This window comes from Limnohabitans sp. 2KL-1 (assembly GCF_003063435.1).
In the GTDB taxonomy this organism is placed as follows: domain Bacteria; phylum Pseudomonadota; class Gammaproteobacteria; order Burkholderiales; family Burkholderiaceae_C; genus Limnohabitans_A.
Genome location: NZ_NESL01000002.1, coordinates 179,596 through 198,144, shown reverse-complemented (window position 1 = coordinate 198,144; position 18,549 = coordinate 179,596). Strand labels below are relative to the sequence as shown.

At 46.4% G+C, this 18,549-nt stretch carries 9 protein-coding genes; all 9 read left to right on the top strand.

Annotated features, from left to right (window positions below; translation table 11 throughout):
- The 9 genes from B9Z47_RS05460 (at position 1) to B9Z47_RS05415 (ending at position 18,528) form a co-directional block, all read left to right on the top strand.
- The gene (locus B9Z47_RS05460; protein ID WP_108330250.1) at positions 1-969 is read left to right on the top strand and encodes a DUF1963 domain-containing protein; all 969 of its coding nucleotides are present in this window, start codon (positions 1-3) and stop codon (positions 967-969) included.
- A gap of 59 nt (positions 970-1,028) precedes the next feature.
- Positions 1,029-1,526: a hypothetical protein gene (locus B9Z47_RS05455; protein WP_108330249.1), complete on the top strand. Its 498-nt coding sequence runs from the start codon at positions 1,029-1,031 to the stop codon at positions 1,524-1,526.
- 53 nt (positions 1,527-1,579) lie between these two features.
- Complete coding sequence (locus B9Z47_RS05450; RefSeq protein WP_146185757.1) at positions 1,580-3,379, top strand: hypothetical protein; 1,800 nt, start codon at positions 1,580-1,582, stop codon at positions 3,377-3,379.
- Positions 3,376-5,088 (top strand): hypothetical protein, encoded by a 1,713-nt coding sequence (locus B9Z47_RS18345; protein WP_146185756.1) that lies wholly within the window; start codon positions 3,376-3,378, stop codon positions 5,086-5,088. Before B9Z47_RS05450 ends, B9Z47_RS18345 begins: the two co-directional genes overlap by 4 nt.
- Positions 5,089-5,111: 23 nt before the next feature.
- Positions 5,112-6,374, top strand: a complete 1,263-nt coding sequence (locus B9Z47_RS05435) for a toll/interleukin-1 receptor domain-containing protein (RefSeq protein WP_108330245.1) — start codon at positions 5,112-5,114, stop codon at positions 6,372-6,374.
- A 38-nt stretch (positions 6,375-6,412) separates the two neighbouring features.
- Positions 6,413-9,058, top strand: a complete 2,646-nt coding sequence (gene ligA, locus B9Z47_RS05430) for an NAD-dependent DNA ligase LigA (protein WP_108330244.1) — start codon at positions 6,413-6,415, stop codon at positions 9,056-9,058.
- A 231-nt stretch (positions 9,059-9,289) separates the two neighbouring features.
- The gene (locus tag B9Z47_RS05425; RefSeq protein WP_108330243.1) at positions 9,290-13,378 is read left to right on the top strand and encodes an ankyrin repeat domain-containing protein; all 4,089 of its coding nucleotides are present in this window, start codon (positions 9,290-9,292) and stop codon (positions 13,376-13,378) included.
- Entirely contained in the window at positions 13,375-13,917 is a 543-nt protein-coding gene (locus B9Z47_RS05420) for a hypothetical protein (RefSeq protein ID WP_108330242.1), read from the top strand. The genes B9Z47_RS05425 and B9Z47_RS05420 overlap by 4 nt, the downstream gene beginning before the upstream one ends.
- Positions 13,918-14,094: 177 nt before the next feature.
- Positions 14,095-18,528, top strand: a complete 4,434-nt coding sequence (locus B9Z47_RS05415; RefSeq protein ID WP_158271623.1) for a WGR domain-containing protein — start codon at positions 14,095-14,097, stop codon at positions 18,526-18,528.
- Positions 18,529-18,549 lie beyond the last annotated feature (21 nt).

The window sequence follows — 18,549 nt, the reverse complement described above, 5'->3', positions numbered from 1 at the left end:
ATGAACTCAATTAATGAGCGTTTAAATAGATTTTTACCATTAGATGAGCCGGGTACTCAAGAATTTTTAGCTATGTTTGCGGAAAATCAGAGTGATGAAGGTCTGGGTAATTTCATTAGAGATTATGAAAGCCAATCACGAATTTTTTCTGTTCCAGTATTGGAAGCTTTTGATATTAATCAGCGGAAAGATGATTTGTTTTTTGGAGGGATTCCATTTACCAGTGAAAAATGGCCTTGGCCATTGAATTCTAAAGGGCATAGGCTTTATCCTATTGCGCAAATTGATCTTAAAAACGCAAGCGAAATTATTTTATTTAATTTTGGCTCTGGGAAGCTTCAGATTTGGGGTGAATATCGTGGAAACTGCTACAAAGGGTTTGAGAAAAATTTCGATAAGAAAATAAATTCTGAAGATTGGAGATTAAGATTTTCCGATGATTTTAAGTTTATTTTCAGAGTAATCTCTGAGGGGGATCTGTTGGATCAGGTTTTGCCTGAAGTAAGCAAAGAAATAGATTCAATCGGAGATAAATTATTTTACAAATATTCACAAATAATTGGCTTGGATGAAGGTTTTAATAAATTGAATTGGCAGTCACAGGGTGAAATGTTTTATCCAAATTTTGAGAAATTTTTTTATTTTGGAGAGGTAAGTAATAAGAAAGATAAAAAAAGTTCCATCAAAGTCAGCGAGTGCTATCAAGATTTAGAGGAGGAATTTTACCTCGCCCTAGATAAAGAATTAAACGATTCAGATGTAATGAGTGCAGATAGGTTATGGCGCAAAATTGGGCCTGTCTGTACTTTGGGTGGATACCCCCCATCTTTATATCATAATACATTTTCTTATGACTCAAAAATCTTTCTATTTTTTAAATGCAAAGGAGATTTTGCAGTAACTTTTAAAAAAGATAGTAAAGGAATTTTAAATTTTTCATTGGATTCACATTACGATGATGTGGATTAACTTTGAATCACCTTGATAAAGTTAATATTTTTAAATTTGATTAATGATTGGAGTTCATTATGGCCAATACAGAATACTATCCCACTGCAGTGCAATATAGCTTGAAGGATACGGCATATAACGCAGTCTACGATGCCGCAGACGGGAGTTCGTCTAATCCGGAATGGTACAAAGCCATGAGCGAGCTTGTAAGTAATGGTGTGAAACCTATATTCAATAGTATTTCAGACAAGATTTGCGCTACTGCATGGGTTGATTTGGTTCCTAAGCTGGGCTTTATGCCAAATATTTTATCAATTAAAATTGCGCTGGCAGCTGGGGTTAATACTAAAGAGGATATGCTAATGGTATTCGCCAGCAATAAGGAATGGATTGATCAGGCTAGTTTTCGGAGTGCATTAGGAAGTTTTTTATGCATTCACAATACACAATTACTACCACTCTTTTTGGTGATTGGTCAAGAAAAAAGCACTCAAAAGTTGGTTGAAATATTTTCGAATCCAGAATCCGCAGTTAGTTTTTTGGAGGAAAATAATATAATAAATTCATTAGATTAAAATAGAATTTTTGATTAACTAATTGAAACTATGGCCAGAAATATAAATTAATTATGTCCGAATTTAATATATCAACTTTTAATGGGGTGATTGAATCCAGAATCTCGTTTAATTCTCTGCTGGTAGTGGGGCCCGTTGGTGAGCAAGGTTTGACAAGCAATGGTGTTCTCGCCATGAAGCAATCATTGCGTGAAGTGGTGAGCGTGCTTAAGAATGAACGCACCGATGAGGCTTCACTATTTGGAATATTGATAGGCGTTCGAACATGGGTTGAGAAATTTGCAGCGGAACTTGCACATCAAGAACGCCTGTCTTTATGCCTGCTTTCAATGGGAAAACCGGGCAGCCTGACGGAATCACAAAAACTCGCCCAGCGCCAAATTTGGTTGGGTGCTGACGTTGATGACATCAAAACAGGATTGCCACAATCCATTAGAAATGAAGCCGCTCTTGGGTATGCAGATATCTTATTGGTAGTTTGGGATGGAGTGACCATAGACGATGAGGTTGTGCCGCTGCTCCTGAGCGCTTCGCTGGCGATGAAGCCGGTAATTTGGATAGATGTGACCGGAGTGGTTCGCGTACTCCAGCGGGAACTGTTGACCAAAGCGCAGCGGCACATACTTCAGAGTCCAAGTCCCCCTATCCAAAGCCTGCTTTCCAGTTTTTCGTCGCCAATTGCACTGCAAAATCCAACTCTATTTTTGCAGGCAATTGCGGATCCTGTATCCAGCTTGGATTCAAACGATCCTCAACATAGCGCAACCAGTAAGTCACGAGCAGGAACCGTTCATAAGCTCATGATGGCCTTGGTTCAAGGCCATTTTAAGAAGGCTTTTTCAGCTGTGGCGGCAAGTCCAATTTCCGCTTACAGAGGTCCCGCATGGGATGAGTCAGAAGGAATCGTTGCCTCCACTCCCGTTCTGGATGAGCAGTTTGACCGTGCTGATATAGCGGCCAGTATTTCAGCGGGGAAGCATCGCAGTTCAGCATGGATCAGCTCACTTGCTTCCACTACAGCCGTGTTTGCAGCCGTAGCTGGGGCTATCAATCTTTGGTCAAGTCTGCATGGTGCGTTTTGGGCAATCTTGGAGTTGGGCTTGGTCGCACTTGTAGTGTCAGTCCTTTGGCGAGCCAAAAATATGCAGTGGCACAGCAAATGGATTGGCAACAGATTTGTCGCTGAACAGCTCAGGTACACACGCATGGGTTTGCCTTTGTTAGCGGTCACCAAATCGTTGTCAGAACCGTCGTTATGCGTATTGCCTGACGCGAATGGTCAACCCAGATTGGCAGTTTTATCGGAGGACCTTCGTTTGGTTCAGCAGACGATTGTCCGAATGGGCTTGCCCTCGGCTTCAACGGGTAGTGTGTTCATTGCATCAGACTCTTACATGCTTCCAAAATTGCGCGATTACGTTCTCGCCGTTGTCCATGATCAGGTGGCATACCACCATCGCGTTCATCATGAGCAACATAAAGTTGACCATATCCTTCATGTTCTGTCACTTGTCCTTTTTACGCTCACGGTTGCAGCCATTGGAGGGCATTTCCTCTTGCACGCCGATTGGCTGCTGATATTTACGGCATTTTTTCCGGCACTTGCCGCAGGGATACACGGCCTGACAACAACACTCGAAATCTCACGCCTGGCCGATCAATCAAAGACTACCGCTGAACATCTGCATGAGTTATCAGAAGCTATTAAAAATGTATTGAACGCAGATCAAAGCCCCTGGGAAAACTGGCTGCAATTACGTTACTTGACCCTTCGTTCTGCGGAAGTTATGTCGGACGAAAATAGTCAATGGCAAAAGTTGGTGACGCATCAAAAACCAAAGTTGCCTGCATGAATTCAGCCACAACTTTTGACCTTGCTGGTCGCGTACCCATTGTTCTTGCAGTTACAGGCCATCGACTCATCCCAAAGCAGGATGAAGAGGCCTTGTGCAAGGCAGTGAATGACGAATTAAATTTAGTAGCGCAATCCAACCCCCATTCGCCTCGCATCTTGATAAGTGCGTTGGCTGAAGGTGCTGACAGATTGGTGGCAAGTTGTGCTTTGGCTCTAGGTTGGCAACTTTGTGCTGTTCTTCCTCTTATGCAAGGGGATTACGAAACTGATTTTCATGACGAAAAATCGGTTGCCGAATTTCGTGAATTGTTGAAACGATCCACATGGGTGAAGGTGCTTGAATCGAAGCATCATCTGCGCCCCGCTTGCTATCACGAACTGGGTCTTTGGCTTTCTCAACAAGCTCAAGTGCTGATTGCTTTGTGGGACGGAGAGCCAGCCAAAGGTCCTGGTGGAACAGCAGAGGTAATTCGAAATTTTCGTGAAGGCGTTGCTTTAGCTCAGCCGATACTTCCTGATGCTGGTCCTGTTATCCATATTCAAACTCGACAAACGCTGCACCAGAAGGCTGCGGCATACATTGAGGTAGGACGCGTACGAATGCTTCCTGCAAGTCCTGGTGGCCTCCCTAGCGATGGCGAGGCCAATCGATGGCTCGTCGTACTCTCACGGATCGATAAATTTAACAAGGACTCCATTGACGCGCAGCGCGTTGATGGTCAATTGACCGCTACTTGGGGATTGCCCCTTCCTACATGGGCATCTACTCATCTGGCGGGTTCGAAAGTGGAACTTGCTCGTCAGCTGTTCTTATCCGCCGATGCGCTCTCTATATCGGCTCAAAAAGAGCGTGATCGCATGTTCATGGGCCTTCTTGGCTTCAGTGCAGTTGCCATCTTACTGTCGCAAGTCTATTCAAGCTTGTTTTCTATCGCCACTCTTTTGGCTGGTGCAGTAGGACTGATTGGAGTCGGTGCTTGTTGGTATTGGGCGTCGAGTCAAAGGAACCTCGAGGGGCGCTATCTTGACTACAGAGCACTTGCAGAAGCTTGTCGAGTTCAGTATTTTTGGAAGCTTGTTGGCATCGAAGAATGCGCTTCAGTTCATTTTTTGCGTGAGCAACGCGATGAATTAGAGTGGATTCGCCAGGCGATCCAGACGTCTGAAATTGGCGATGAAGAAGCCAACGAAGCCCCATTGTTGGATCGCTTGTTGTTTGTGCGCACAGCATGGATTGACGATCAGCTGAACTACTTTGGTGGGTCTAGTGGAAGGATTGGCAAGGCTGAGTTGAATCACTTGAATGATGTGAAGTGGTCTCAACGCAGTCGATTGTTATTCGTACTGGGCATGACGCTCACACTGATGACGGCCATCTTCCACATGTTTTTTGCTGATACGAGTATTCCACTTCACGATTGGACTCTACGCAGCATGATTGTTGGCTATTGCATTTTGTTCGCATCGTCTGGTCTGGTGAAGGTTTACCAAGAAACGCGAGCGTTTGCTGAACACGCAAAGTTATATCAACGCATGGATTTAGCGCTGCAATTGACCCGAACTCGGCTTGATGCTGCATTGGCTTGCGGTGACCTGGAACTGGCGGTTGAAATCGTCAGATCTCTTGGTATCGAAGCGCTTGCTGAAAATGGAAACTGGCTGCTCATGCATCGTGAGCGGCCTGTATTGGTTCAAGGAATTGGTTGAGACTCAAAAGAAGGACGACTCAAATGAGCTATGACGTATTTATTTCATTCAAAAACTCTGGCAAGGATGGCAAAGCTACGCCAGATGCAACGGCTGCGCGAGGCGTATACAACGCGCTCAAAGGCGCAGGAATGAAGGTTTTTTTCAGTGAAGAATCCCTGGCAGAAGTGGGTAAGGGACAGTTCGGTAAATCTATTGAAACAGCATTGGAGTCTGCTCGCGTTCTTATCTTGGTGGCGTCATGTCGCGAACACATTGAGTCGCCCTGGGTCGAAACCGAGTGGGACTCTTTCTTGCAAACCGTCCGAAGTGGGCATAAAGAAGGTGAACTTTTCATCTTTAATTGTGGTGACTTGAAGCCTGCTGATCTGCCGTTGTTTTTGCGCCGGCAGCAGATGTTTGCCCAAAACAGCATGGACAAGCTACTTCAGTTTGTTGCAAGCGCCGTTCCCACATTGCCCACGCTCGGTGACTTCATTCAAGTCGCTTTGCATTGTCTGCGACCAGAAAAGAATGAAGACAAAGTGTATTTAGTGACAGTCCACCCTGGCACTACAGCAAGCACTTGCCACGTCACTGCGCATTGGGGTGCTCGATCGGCTAAGCGCCTGAGCAGTCAAATGAAGTCCATCAACGTTAGCAAAGATGTGGCTGCGATAGAGGTTGAAAAAGCTAAGCAGGAAAAGCTTAGAGGGGGCTACATGCCTGCTGCTTATGCCCAGTTGTTGACAGACGAAGCCAGATCCCACCTTTCAGCTTCCCTGGGCTTGTTCGAGGCCGAGCAGACACCCAAAGCTAAAGGTAAAAGTGAAGCGAAAGAGAAATCGGATGCAGGCAAGGTGAAACCTGCCAAGGTGCTGTATACCAAGCCTGCCACAAAGCAAAAGCCACCGAGCAAAGATGAACTTAAGCCAGATGTCAAGGCAGTACCCAAGCCAAGCAAAAAACAGTTGCCAGCAGATGTCAGCAACGCCAAAACGAAGAGTACAAAAGAGGCTGCTAAACCAGATTTAGCGTCGGTACCAACGGTCGCCGTAAAGTTGACTGAGAAAAAATCAACAGTCAATAAAGTTGCCGATGTGCCTAAAAAACAAGCGGCAAAAGTTTTGATTGATGAAGTTGTAAAGCTTCCGCCGAAACTCGCTCAACGCACGCCACAAAAAACTGTTGCAAAAAAATTGACCCAGGAGGATTCACCAGCACCATTGAAACCAGCAAGTAAAAAAGCTGTGAAGACTGCGATCACCCCAACTGCGACGGCCAAGACGCCTTCTCGTCGTCGTTAACCGGTCACACCTTCACTATTGACACTGGCTAAATTCGTATGTCCCGCATCACAGAACTTCGAAATTTAATCATCAAGGCCAAGCACGCTTATTACTACAGCGGTGAGCCCATGATGGATGACGCTGAGTATGACGCTCTTGAGGATGAGTTGCGTCAGCATTCACCGGATGATCCTGTACTGAAGATCGTTGGCGCTCAAGTTCCAGCGGAGAGTATGTTGACCAAGGCGCGACATTCCATTCCGATGGGTAGCCAAAGCAAAGTTAATTCTGAAAATGAGTTTAGGACTTGGTGTCAAAGAAATGATGTAGGTCCTATTCATGCGAGTGTCAAAGGTGACGGCGCCAGCGCGGCCGCTTATTACTCAAATGGTCGATTAGTTCAAGCCATCTCACGAGGGGATGGAGTTTTAGGTGAAGACATTACGGCCAATGCCTTGCGATTCAAGGGCTTGCCGGTATGGGTTGAAAGTGAGGGGCGTCCCTTCAACGGTGCAGTCCGGTTTGAGGTCATCCTGACCGTTGAAGATTGGACCCGCATTGATCCTTCAAGAAGTAAAAATCCTAGAAATGCCGGTACCGGAATCATGGGTCGCAAGAACGGATTGCAATCTGATTTCTTGACAATTTTTGCTTTCGATTTAGATGAGTCTCGTGATGGGACGCCCTACAACTTCGCGACTGAAAGTGAAAAAACAGCACGGCTTGCTGAATTAGGCTTTAGCGTGATGCCGCATACCCATTGCAGTGATGCAGATGAGGCAGTTCAATACTTTAAAACCATTGCCCAGACGCGCAATGAGTTACCGATCTGGATTGATGGTGTCGTGATGAAGATCAACGCCATTGAAAAACAAGTTGAGTTGGGCGTCACGGGAGGGCGACCCAAAGGGCAGATTGCTTGGAAATTTGACTCTGCAGGTGCAGAAACTGTTCTTGAGGGAGTCGTGGTGAGTGGTGGGCACACGGGTGGTCTCTATCCAACCGCACAGTTGCGAGCGGTAGACATTGGTGGAACGACCATCACCAATGCTTCTCTTGCAAATTACGATGAAATCGCCCGGCTAGATGTTGCGATTGGTGACTCTGTATGGGTTGTTAAAGCCAATGACATCATTCCAAAAATCATTCGCGTGACTGAACGCCCGGCCCATCGCCGAGCCATTTTGCAGCCGGCCTGTTGTCCATTTTGTGGAGGGGAGGTTGGGCGCAGGATCAACGTTGCCGGCAATGATGGCGTCATCATTGAATGCCGAAATTTGAATTGTGAAAAGAAGTCGACAGGAAAAATTCGAAGGTGGATTGCAAGTCTTGATATTTTGGGTGTCGGAGATGTCGTGCTGGAAGCGATGGTTGAAAAATTGGATCTGACTGATGCAGCAGATTTGTATACATTGCGCGAAAGAGGGGATGAACTGGCAGATTTGTTGATCAACGTTGATCGTGACCTCAAATTAGGAGCTAAGCGGGCAACATCAATCCTGGACGCCATTGAGGCTACGCGTGAGCTTTCATTGAGTCAATTTCTGGGCTCCTTAGGCCTCGACCACCTTGGTAAAAGGCGTGTTGAGATCATGATTTCGGCTGCAGATGGTGCTTTGGACGAATTAACAGCCTGGAGAAGCGGCCTGCTGCGTGATGCTTCATTCGCAGCAGGTGTAGGGGTTCCAAGCATCGGCGCTGAGATTCAAGACGGTATTGACTCGATGTCACAGGTTATTGATAAGCTTTTAGATGCAGGTGTGTCCATCACCACTGGTTCCGCCCATGGAACTGCCGAACAGCCTGAGCTCACAGTTTGTATAAGCGGAAAGCTGCACAGTGGCCGTAAAAAATCTGATTACCAAGAGCCTTTGCTTGCCATCGGATATGCCTTGGTTGATGAGGTCAGCAAGGGTCTTAATTTCCTTGTTCTCGCCGATGCTGACTCGGGAAGCAGCAAGGCTGAAAAAGCAAGAAAACTGGGTGTTCAGGTGATATCTGAAGCTCAACTCATTGAGATGGTTGGCAACTTTACCTCTCAAGAGTCCGTCAGTAAGTTTGAATTACCAATACAGACTTCCATTGTGTCCAAACCTCAAAAGGAAAATGCCATGTCCAAAGCTACCACCCCCTTGTCTGTAGATGCTTCTGCTCGACGTTTTGAATTTGTTGATGACAAGTCAGCCAAATTTTGGGAGGTTGATGTCATAGCCGAAAGCGTTGAAGTGAAGTTTGGAAAGATCGGTATAAACGGCCAAGCTCAAATAAAAGAATTTGAAACAACCGATGCAGCCCGGAAGCATGCTGAAAAGCTGGTTCATGAAAAGCTGAAAAATGGATATCAAGAGGTCGTTCAGGGTGCATACCAAAAGGTATCCCAAGCACCGGCGAAGCCAGTGCCTGCCCCAGTGAAGCCTGTTTCCGTGAAAGCCAAATCTTCGCCCGCGCCAGAGAAAAGTGCTCCGAGCTCTAAAAAGGTATGTATCAGCGGCAAGCTACCAAGCGGCAATAAGAAGGCTGACTATGAAGCGCCGTTGCTTGCTGCCGGGTACTCATTGGTGGACGATGTGGTCCATGATCTGGCGTATCTTGTCTTGGCGGATCCTGCTCCGATGAGTAGCAAGGCAGAGAAGGCCCGCAAGCTTGGTGTGGCGGTTATATCGGAAGAAGATCTCCAAGTGCTTCTACATACAAACCCATGATTAATTTCTAAATATATCTTGATGTAGAAAAAAATTTGACTTTATGGGTACTTAACAGAATTTTTTTGGAATCGTCGATCAGCACCTAAGTCCATTACGGCAACTGTTTTGCTTGGATGCTAGTTGGAGACAATGGCTTATCACAGTGAGGTGGTCTCCGAACCTCTACCGATTAATGAGTCGAACAAACCATCTGTTAGGTTTTCTAAAATAATTTAAAGGAAAAGAGTGATGCCAATAACTTATGAACAATTCAATACTTTCTTGGTAGCCGAAATGGATCAAGCTCGCGAGATTGCTAAGGCGTTTACCATAGATATTAATTTGCCAATAGAAAATGAGGGTTACTTGCAAAAAACTCCCCTCATAAAGCTATGCAGCAATAAAGAATTAAACCAAAAAGAAGAAAAACTCAAGTTGCTGTTAGATCTCGGGGCTGATGCTAATATCGTAGAAAAATACTACGGCTCGCCGTTAATGCAAGCACTGGAATACGATTTGGGTGCAGATTTCATAAAAGTATTACTGGACGCAAAGGCGGACATCAATCTTCCTGACAATGACGGTAAAACGGCTGTATTTGTGGCGGTAGAGTACCGCAGGTTTGATGAACTTCGTAATCTACTTAATCGAGGTGCAAACCTAAACCAAAAAAACAACAATGGGGACACAGCCTTAACGGAAGAAATCAAGCGCAATGAACCATCGCTCGAAGTTGTCAAACTGCTGATTCAACTTGGCGCTGATATCAATGCAGCTAAAGCCCTGCATGCTTCATTCAGAGGACGAGGACGTGCTTTAGATATGGCACAGACGTTGATTGAGCTTGGTGCCGACGTCAATACAAAAAACGAGGAAGGCAACTCGCCGCTTTCCTTGGCCGCATCAATAACCGATTGCCCTTTAAATACCATGGCGATGCTGGTCGCAGAGGGTGCCGTTATTGATTCTATCGATGCTAAAGGTATGACGCCTCTTTTGAGTGCTGCAGAGAGAGGCCATGCGAAAGCCGTTAAATTTCTCCTTGATTCCAAAGCTTCCGTGACTCATTGTGACGCGGAAGGAAAAAGTGCATTGCACTGGTGCTGTAGATCTGGTAAAGCTGCCAGTATTTCATTGCTGGTGAAAGCAGGAGCAGACATTAATCTTCAGGATAAGGCAGACGATGACGAAGGAGAAACCAATGGAGGCCGAACTCCATTGATGTATGCCGTGACCAGAGAAGACGTTGCAAAAGAAATTCTGAAATTCCGTCCTGACTTAAACATTGTCGATAAGAAAAAATGGTCCGCATTGATGCATCTGGTATCAGGATATTCAGATAAAAAAGCGGTTCTTGTTGAGATGCTTTTGAAAAAGGGTGCAAAAGTTGAATTATCCGACTTCGAGGGAAACACTGCATTACATCTCATGGCAAATCAATATCACTCAACAGATGCGGAGGTAAAGCTATTACTAGATGCCAAAGCCGATCCGAATGCGGTGAATGATCTTGGTGAAACACCCTTGATGATTTGTAATAGCACCAAATCGATGGAGCTTCTTATCAAGGCTGGAGCCAGTGTTGATGCTATTGATAAAGCACAAAAGACCGCATTGATTCACGGCATCGGCGGCTATCGCTCTGATGCCCATTTGAGAGTAAAAGTCTTATTGAATGCCAAAGCCAATCCAGACATTAAGGACAACGATGGCGAAACGGCCTTAATGAAGGCAGTAAGAAGTGACAACTACCACAAGTCAGTTAGGCTACTTGTGGACCATGGTGCAAATCTTGAAATTTTGGACTCGAATAAACAACCAGCGACAGCACATGCGTCCCCTGAAAACTTGATGCTTTTGATTCAAGCAGGTGCTAGCCCCAGTGCGTCTGAGGGTATGAAGTTGTTAATAGCCGTCAATGACGACAACCTCCCGCTTGCCACGATCCTACTTGAGCGTGGAGCGAAGATGAAGTTGAAGCTTCAGTGGTTTGTAAAGTACAAAAAGACACTCGAAAAATTAGCCCGAGCAAACTCAGATCTTCTTCGATCTGGGGTTGAATGTACCGACCCAGAAGCGCAAGAGCAGTTTGATGCGCTATTGACTAAGTTCACCAGCAATAAAAACATTGCAGACGACGATGAACTTCCTCTAATTCTGAAGAAAGGAGCTTGGCCAATTAAGATTTCGACGCGCAAGCCAGTCATCCTTCCTGACGGGCGTATCAGCGAAATTGAAAAATCGATCAATTACTGTCAGGGGACGATCCAGTGGCCTGATAACTTAAAGGAATCAGTACTAAAGTACTTCAAGAAGAGCGGTACAGATAAAAACACAAAAATTTCTGATTCGGACAAGGAACCCCAGCAAGATTACTTGTCTGGTTTGCTAAAAAAGAAGGGCACGATCAGCTTCAACGCTTTGTTCAAGAATTGGAACTCAGAGAGTGATGCAGAGTTCATTAAATTTTGGAATAGCAATGGGGCGGCGCTAAAGGCGAAAATTGCCATCGAGATCTATTGGAGGACACGCCCAATTGATACAGATGAGATCCTATACCTCCTCGCTAGATTTGATATAGCTGTGTTACCGGGCATCTTTGATGCACAAAAGAAGTCGTCCAACTTTGCAGACGCTCTTCGATTTGTTGATGCGCCCGGCTGCGCATCAGTTATGTCCCGTGGGATAGTCTCCGGCCCAATTACACGTATCGCACGTCAATGGGCTTTGAGGTTCCCTGAATCTTGCGCTAAAGGACTCATGGTGGCTGCTGTCTCAAAGTTGGACAAAGATCGAGCAGCAGCTGAAGCGAGTTTGCGATTCCTGGCATCAAGTGGTCACAAACAAGTCATCGAAAGTGTCGCAGCACAGTTTGGTGACGATGTCATTGAGTCGATTGCTGAGACTTTATCCCAGGATCCTAGATCAGACTTCGTGCTGGCTACTCCCCCGAAAATGCCAACGTTCTGGAGTGCCGATGTCTATCCTGCTCCAAGGTTGAAGTCCAACAATAAGGAACTTCCTGCTTATGCGATCAATGCCCTTGCGAGCATGATGTCGATATCGAGCACCGAAGTCAGAACACCAGCTTTGGATTCCGTCATCGATGCTTGTGATTCAAAGTCCCTTGCCAGTTTTGCTTGGGGAGCGTTTGAGGAATGGGCGGCAAAAGGTAAGAAAGACAGCGAGTGGATCTTTGACTCTCTGTCATATCTTGGTGACGATACTTGCGCTCGTAAACTGACGCCTTTTATTAGGAACTGGCCCCGTGAGAATGGTATTGCCAGAGCACGTAAAGGACTTGAGATCCTTGCTGCCATCGGGACTGATGTTGCTTTAAGTCAGATCCAGGCGATCTCGCAGAAGAACAAGTACCAGTCAGTTCTGGACAGCGCACAAGAGATGATGCAGAAAATCGCAGTCGCCCGCGATTTGAACCCCCAACAGCTGGAAGACCGCCTCGTTCCCGACCTTGGATTGTCAGATAAGGGTGATATCAAGCTGAACTATGGGCCCAGGTATTTCATAGGTTCTGTGGACGCACAGCTCAAGCCAGTGATCAAAGATGCATCCGGCGCTGTCGTGAAAGCGCTTCCTACTGCAGGAAAGGATGATGACAAAGCTCTCGCAAAGGGGTCCGCTGCTGCATGGTCTGAACTCTGCAAGGAGTTACGACCTGTCGCAAAAATCCAATTGGAGCGACTTGAACTGGCAATGGTGAACTCGCGCAGGTGGACAGGGGCAGACTTCAAAACGCTGTTTGTAGCTAGTCCATTGTTGCAGAATCTTGTCAAGGGATTGGTCTGGGGCATCTTCTCATCCAAGACCAAGACCAAGATCGCGGCGTCATTCATAGTCAATGCGGAAAATAGGTTTGTTGACGCTGAGGGCAAGCCCATTAAGGTAACCGACGGGTCATCAATAGGCATCCTGCACCCATTACTGATGGACGAGCTGTCGATAGCAGGCTGGCAGAAGTTGTTTGCCAAGAACAAACAGATCCAACCTTTTGCGCAACTTGTTCGCAAGACATACCGCGCAAAAGACGATACGGAAAAGAATCGTTTCGGACTCGTCGGAGCAACCGTCGCATCTAAAGCGCTTAAAGGCCTGTTGGCTATGGGATGGTCAACCGATATCGGGGACGCTGGCTGGATTTGGTCATTTGATCGAAAATTTTCATCCGGATACGCTTCAGTTAGAGCGGAGCCAGGTGTGCACATCACCGATTACGAGATGAACGCCAAGGAGCAAAAACTTGACGTCACCATTCCTGACTCACTGAATCCCATGGAGTTTAGTGAGACCATCCGTGAACTCATGACGCTAAAGAAATGAGCGATCTACAACCGTTCGTTGCAGATGAGACCGAAATAGCGAAGGCGCTTGAGGACGTGGAGCTTGATCTATCCACATTGGAAAGCTTTGCATTTCGGTCATTCAAGATCAATCGCATTATTGCTCTTCACCCCAACGCCAGTGCGGCGTTGCTTGCAAAACTGGCGCAGTCGCCAGATAAACCTACCCGACGCAATGTGGCCCGGAATCCGCAAACTTCAAAAGAAGTGTTGTTGAACTTGGCGCCCACATTTGCAGGTGAGTTCTTCCTCAATCCGGCGTTTGATTTTCTCTTGATGGAAGATCCAAACTTGTTGTTTTCTCTGCCAGTTGGGGTTCTAAAGAACATCCTGAAACGCGATGACTGTCCAGATTCATTTCAGAATTGGGCTGCCAAGTGTGGCGACAAATCGCACCAGCTTGCAGTTGTTAGTCGTACTCGAATACGCAAAGAAAATTTGCAACTGATTGCTAATGGACCCAATGTGAAACCGGCAGAGATTGCCGCAGGGCGTCTGATTTCTGGAGATTTTGAATAGTGATGCACCAAAAAAACACTATTTGGGTCAGGCGGATGCCGGTTTCTCCAGCAGTAAGGCTGTGACAGCCCGGAAATGGAGTGCCCGTCTAATCACGGAAGATGCCCTAGCAGACCTGCTGACCTTGCCCTGTTGAACTATAACAACCAACCAAATCGAAATAAGTCCGGAGTGATCATGAGCAGTACAAGCACAAGAACCTTCGGATTCAAAGACGACAAGTCGTCAAAGTTCTGGGAAATCACTCAGGTTGGCAGCACGGTAACCGTTCGGTACGGTAAGGCCGGGACCAATGGACAAATCCAGGAGAAGGTGTTTAATGACGCATCTGCTGCTAGCAGACATGTTGCCAAAGTCATTACTGAGAAAACTGGCAAAGGCTACTTGGAAGTAGGAAGCGCCCCTTCAGCTGGTGCCGAGAAGAGCGCGCCATATGGCGAAGGTCGGGCGGTAGAGGGCGTAGCCAAACCACTCGCCAAAACCAAAGCCCCCAAATTAGCCAATACTAAGCCGACCAAGCCAAAAAATCCGGCACAAGATCCCGAGGCCACACCAGAAAGTTTAATGGAGTTGCTGGACAAAGACGAAGCCACTAACCGTCTGTTGGCGAAACATCCGAAAGCCAGCGAGGAGTTGCTAGAAAAGTTGTCGCACAGCAGAGAGAAGGCCATTCGGCAGTTGGTGGTTCTTCATCCAAACACCCCTAAAGAAGCCCTGCTTGCTTTGGCACCACAGTTCCCCGGGGACTTTTTCAAGAACCCTGCGTTTGATTGGTTATTGCTGGAAGACCCTGAGCTGCTTTTCAAGATCGGTGGGGGCGTGCTGAAAAACATTCTCAAGCGTCCTGAATGTCCGGTGTGCTTTATGCAGTGGGCCCTTAAGCGTGGTAACGAAGATGAGCAGCTTGCATTGGCGATGAACCCAAGCACTCCCTCAGAAATTATCAAGACATTGGCACAAAGAAAGGGCTCAGTGGGGGACGCATCCAGAGGGCGTGCTGAGGCTAAAGGAGGGACGCAGTCTGATACTCTGGATTTGGAGCAAGCCTACATTGCTGAGGTGAAAAAGGCATTGTCAGAGGTAAAGCCTGACGAGGTTTTGTCTGCCTGGAAACGGGACATGATCACCTCAGCACACTGGGCATGGCTGAGCTTGGATTGCCGTGTAATGGTGTCTGACGTGCACTTATCAATGGTTGTGGCGAGTGCGATCCGTGGCCATGAAGATGAACTGGCCAAACATTCAAGTTCGAATGTTCGAGCACTTGTGGCAAGTTATTTGGAGAATGCGCCGCAGCTTTTAGAGGCTTTGGCCTCTGACACCAGTCTCTATGTTCGAGCAGAGGTAGCCTCCAATCCATATTGCCCTGATGAGTTATTCAAAACACTTGTCAAGGACAAGCAAGCCGCTGTACGTGCTGCTGCCGCAGGCAATGTCAACCTTAGCACTGAGCAAGCGGTTGCGTTAGCCTCAGATTCATCGCCCATGGTTCGCGAAGCAGTGATAGCAGCCTGGCGTTTGCCCCGTGAAATTCTTGAAGTATTGGCTCAAGAAAAAAATGCTGCAATCCGGAAATCTGCTCTCAAACGATTGGAAGAACTTTCCCAGCAAGGCGCCGATCCCAGGGCATCATCAGAGGAATTAAGCAAGATCGCCAAGGTTGCAAAGGCGGCAACGAAGCTGCTGCTTGCAGCAAACCCAAGCACACCAACTGAGTGGATCAATCTATACATTATGGAAGGTAATGACTCACTTGACAGAGCATTATTAAAAAACCCTTGTTTGCCATCCGATGTCGCCGAATTGGTTTATAGAAGACGTTTTGAAGAATTGCATCCAAAATGGCCCGTTTTTATCGCTCAGTTCATTTGGTCAATTCGTATCCCGCTAACTGTACTAGAGTTGGCTGCTGAAAAATCATGGATAACTCAGTGGCCCGAATCTAAAGATTGGAGACAGGATGCCTTTGAATTTCTGTGTGAACCTCGGGCTGGCGTAGACCAAAGTGCGTTGCTCTTAATTCCAGAGGGTATGGAAGCGAAGTTTGCATCGAGTGCACTGAGGTCTGCCAGATTGCTGGGTTTAGCCAATCCGCGAACACCACCCGACGTGCTGATTAAGCGATCAAACTCTGTGGATTGGGCTGAGAGGCTTGCGATTGCAAGGAACACCTCACTTCCAACAAATCTGATCGTAAAGTTGAAGAAAGATCCTCACAGGCTTGTATCGGCTCAAGCAGAAATAACTGAAAAAGCAAAGGCACAAATCAAAGATCGTCAAGCGGAGTTGCTGGCTGAAACGTCTACTGCGGTGGATTGGGGCTCTATTGTTCAGTTGTTGCAGCAGGAAATCAAAGCAAAAGGGGTCAGGCCATGGGAGTGGTATGGAACGTCTTGGTGGTCGCATCTTGATCTTAAAGAGCGTCTGGGCTATTTACGTGTGGAACAAGGCTACAAGGTCTTGAAAGAGCCTTATTTAGAAGAGTTTTTTGCGGATGTGTCGTTTGGTTTTGAACGACTGATTGATTCGAAAATATCCATTGTTCGAGACTGGATTTCTGGGTTTAAAGGGACACCTCTCAAGTTGTTGGAGGCGTTGTTTGATACGCAAAAAAATTCTGTTGCACAAAGAAACTGGCTGTCACGCGTGCGGACAGATCTTGATCCTGAGTTGCCTGAAAAGCTCCGGATTGCAGCGGGTCAGACCAAGCCTTCAGATGCCAAATGGAGTGGCTTTCTAGATCAGTTGATGCATCACCCTGATATGCCCTCTGAGGGGCTGATTCAATTGGCGCACGCTGTTGAAGGTAAATCGTCAGCTCAGCGGTTTTTGAAAATTTCGTCTTTACCGCAAGCCGCACAGGAAATCCTTGCCGAAATCTGCAACAAAGATGAGATGACGGAAATTACTCAGTGGGCACTAGATCTGAAGACCGACGCACGAAAACGTGCTGCAACTCATCCCCACGTCCCGTTGAGTGTTCTCGAGCAACTTATTCAGGATAAAAATAAGCAAGTTCGATTGTTGGCAGAAATTTCTTATTTTGCCAGTACACAAACATGTGATTCGGCTGAAAGATCAGCCAAAATTCAAATTTTATTGAAACAATTAATTTCTCAAGATGCGGAATTCAAACGGGAAGTCTGCCGCCTTAAAAATTGCCCAGCAGAGTTGATTGAGGTCATTTCAAAGGAGAAAAATCTATGGCCGATGGCGCAAGAATTAGCCCGCAATCCAAATACGCCCGTATCTGTTTTGATTAAGCTGGCCAAATTGGAGCGTAAATCTGATTGGCCATTTAATGTTCATCGTGAAATCATTGAAAATCCTGTTACAAATAAAGCTGTTTTACAACAACTTCTCATTTCTAAGTCAGCTAATTTAAGAGGGGCTATTGCATGGGCCCAGCAGACGCCATCAGATTTACTGTTGGGCTTTGAGAAAGATCCAGAAGCCACGGTCCGAGTAGCAATTGCTAAGAGGCAAGATAGCCCCAAAAATGTGCTGGCTTTACTTGCTGACGACACAGAAGTTTCAGTACGGCTTGCAATAGCTGAGCGAAAAGATATTGATATCGTCCTCCGTGAAAAATTGGCCATGGATCAGGATAATGATGTTCGATACGCAGCATTTCAAATGGGTGGCTTTTCTGAAGATTTTTATACAAGATTTTTTGAAGCAGGAGGAAGTAATCTTCCTTCAAGCTGCATAAAAGAAATTTTTGACGAAAAAGTATTGAATTTAGTGGCTAAGGATTTGGGTACACATTTCACCGGATTTAACCAATTTTCGTTGGATATTATTTTAGATCGGCCATCAATTCCACATACTGTTTTCATGGCCTTGTCCCAATTTCCAGAGTGCAGGAGAAGGATTGCCGTGCATCCCGATATTCCTCCTGAACTCCTTGAGGAATTAGCTCATGACTCAGAAGAGCGCATCGTCTCGAACGCACTCCAAAATCCAATCATCTCGGAGACACTAATGCGCGAGGTGTTAATAAAGCGCAAAAATACTAAATTTTATGAAATCCGGGGTAATTATTTTGCACCTCACGACCTTCTCGATATTTGCGACAAAAACGGCGGCATAAATAAATACACAGCAAAGACTTGGTATGAGAAGAAGTTGGCTGGGGAATCAATTGCTGACCAAGTTAAAACTTTTTTGATTCAAACGATGGAGTTGGCCATGCATCCCAAGACGCCGCTAGATCGATTGCGATCAATGGCTTTGAGCGGGGTCTGGATCATTCGCTGGGCGGTGTCATCCAATGCGAATTTTCCGAAAAATGAAGCTCAAGCGATCCGTGATGCTCTATGGCATGAAGTTCAGGAAACGCTTTTCAGTAAGCCCCTTCCGTTCTCAGCAGAGTCCCTCGGGGAGGAAGAAATTCGAGCTGCCTTGCAAAGACTCGACCTGATGCCGCATGCGGATGACAAAAAGGCGATTGCCTCAGCTGCCAAGTCATCTCATGTCTTGAGCCGAGTAGCAGCAGCTTTGAACCCTGGAATTCAACCCAGCGTGCTGAAGATGTTGCTAGAAGACACGGATGTCAATGTCAAGGCATTGGCAGCGGAGAAGTTGCGGCTTATGGAATCGTCAGTATGAACTTGCCCCATGCTGACAAAC

Excerpts from the sequence above, each read along its gene's own strand:
- B9Z47_RS05460 (WP_108330250.1), top strand. The coding sequence starts at position 1 with ATGAACTCAATTAATGAGCGTTTAAATAGATTTTTACCATTAGATGAG.
- B9Z47_RS05425 (WP_108330243.1), top strand. The coding sequence starts at position 9,290 with ATGCCAATAACTTATGAACAATTCAATACTTTCTTGGTAGCCGAAATG.
- B9Z47_RS05435 (WP_108330245.1), top strand. The coding sequence starts at position 5,112 with ATGAGCTATGACGTATTTATTTCATTCAAAAACTCTGGCAAGGATGGC.
- B9Z47_RS05455 (WP_108330249.1), top strand. The coding sequence starts at position 1,029 with ATGGCCAATACAGAATACTATCCCACTGCAGTGCAATATAGCTTGAAG.
- B9Z47_RS05415 (WP_158271623.1), top strand. The coding sequence starts at position 14,095 with ATGAGCAGTACAAGCACAAGAACCTTCGGATTCAAAGACGACAAGTCG.
- B9Z47_RS05450 (WP_146185757.1), top strand. The coding sequence starts at position 1,580 with ATGTCCGAATTTAATATATCAACTTTTAATGGGGTGATTGAATCCAGA.
- ligA (WP_108330244.1), top strand. The coding sequence starts at position 6,413 with ATGTCCCGCATCACAGAACTTCGAAATTTAATCATCAAGGCCAAGCAC.
- B9Z47_RS18345 (WP_146185756.1), top strand. The coding sequence starts at position 3,376 with ATGAATTCAGCCACAACTTTTGACCTTGCTGGTCGCGTACCCATTGTT.
- B9Z47_RS05420 (WP_108330242.1), top strand. The coding sequence starts at position 13,375 with ATGAGCGATCTACAACCGTTCGTTGCAGATGAGACCGAAATAGCGAAG.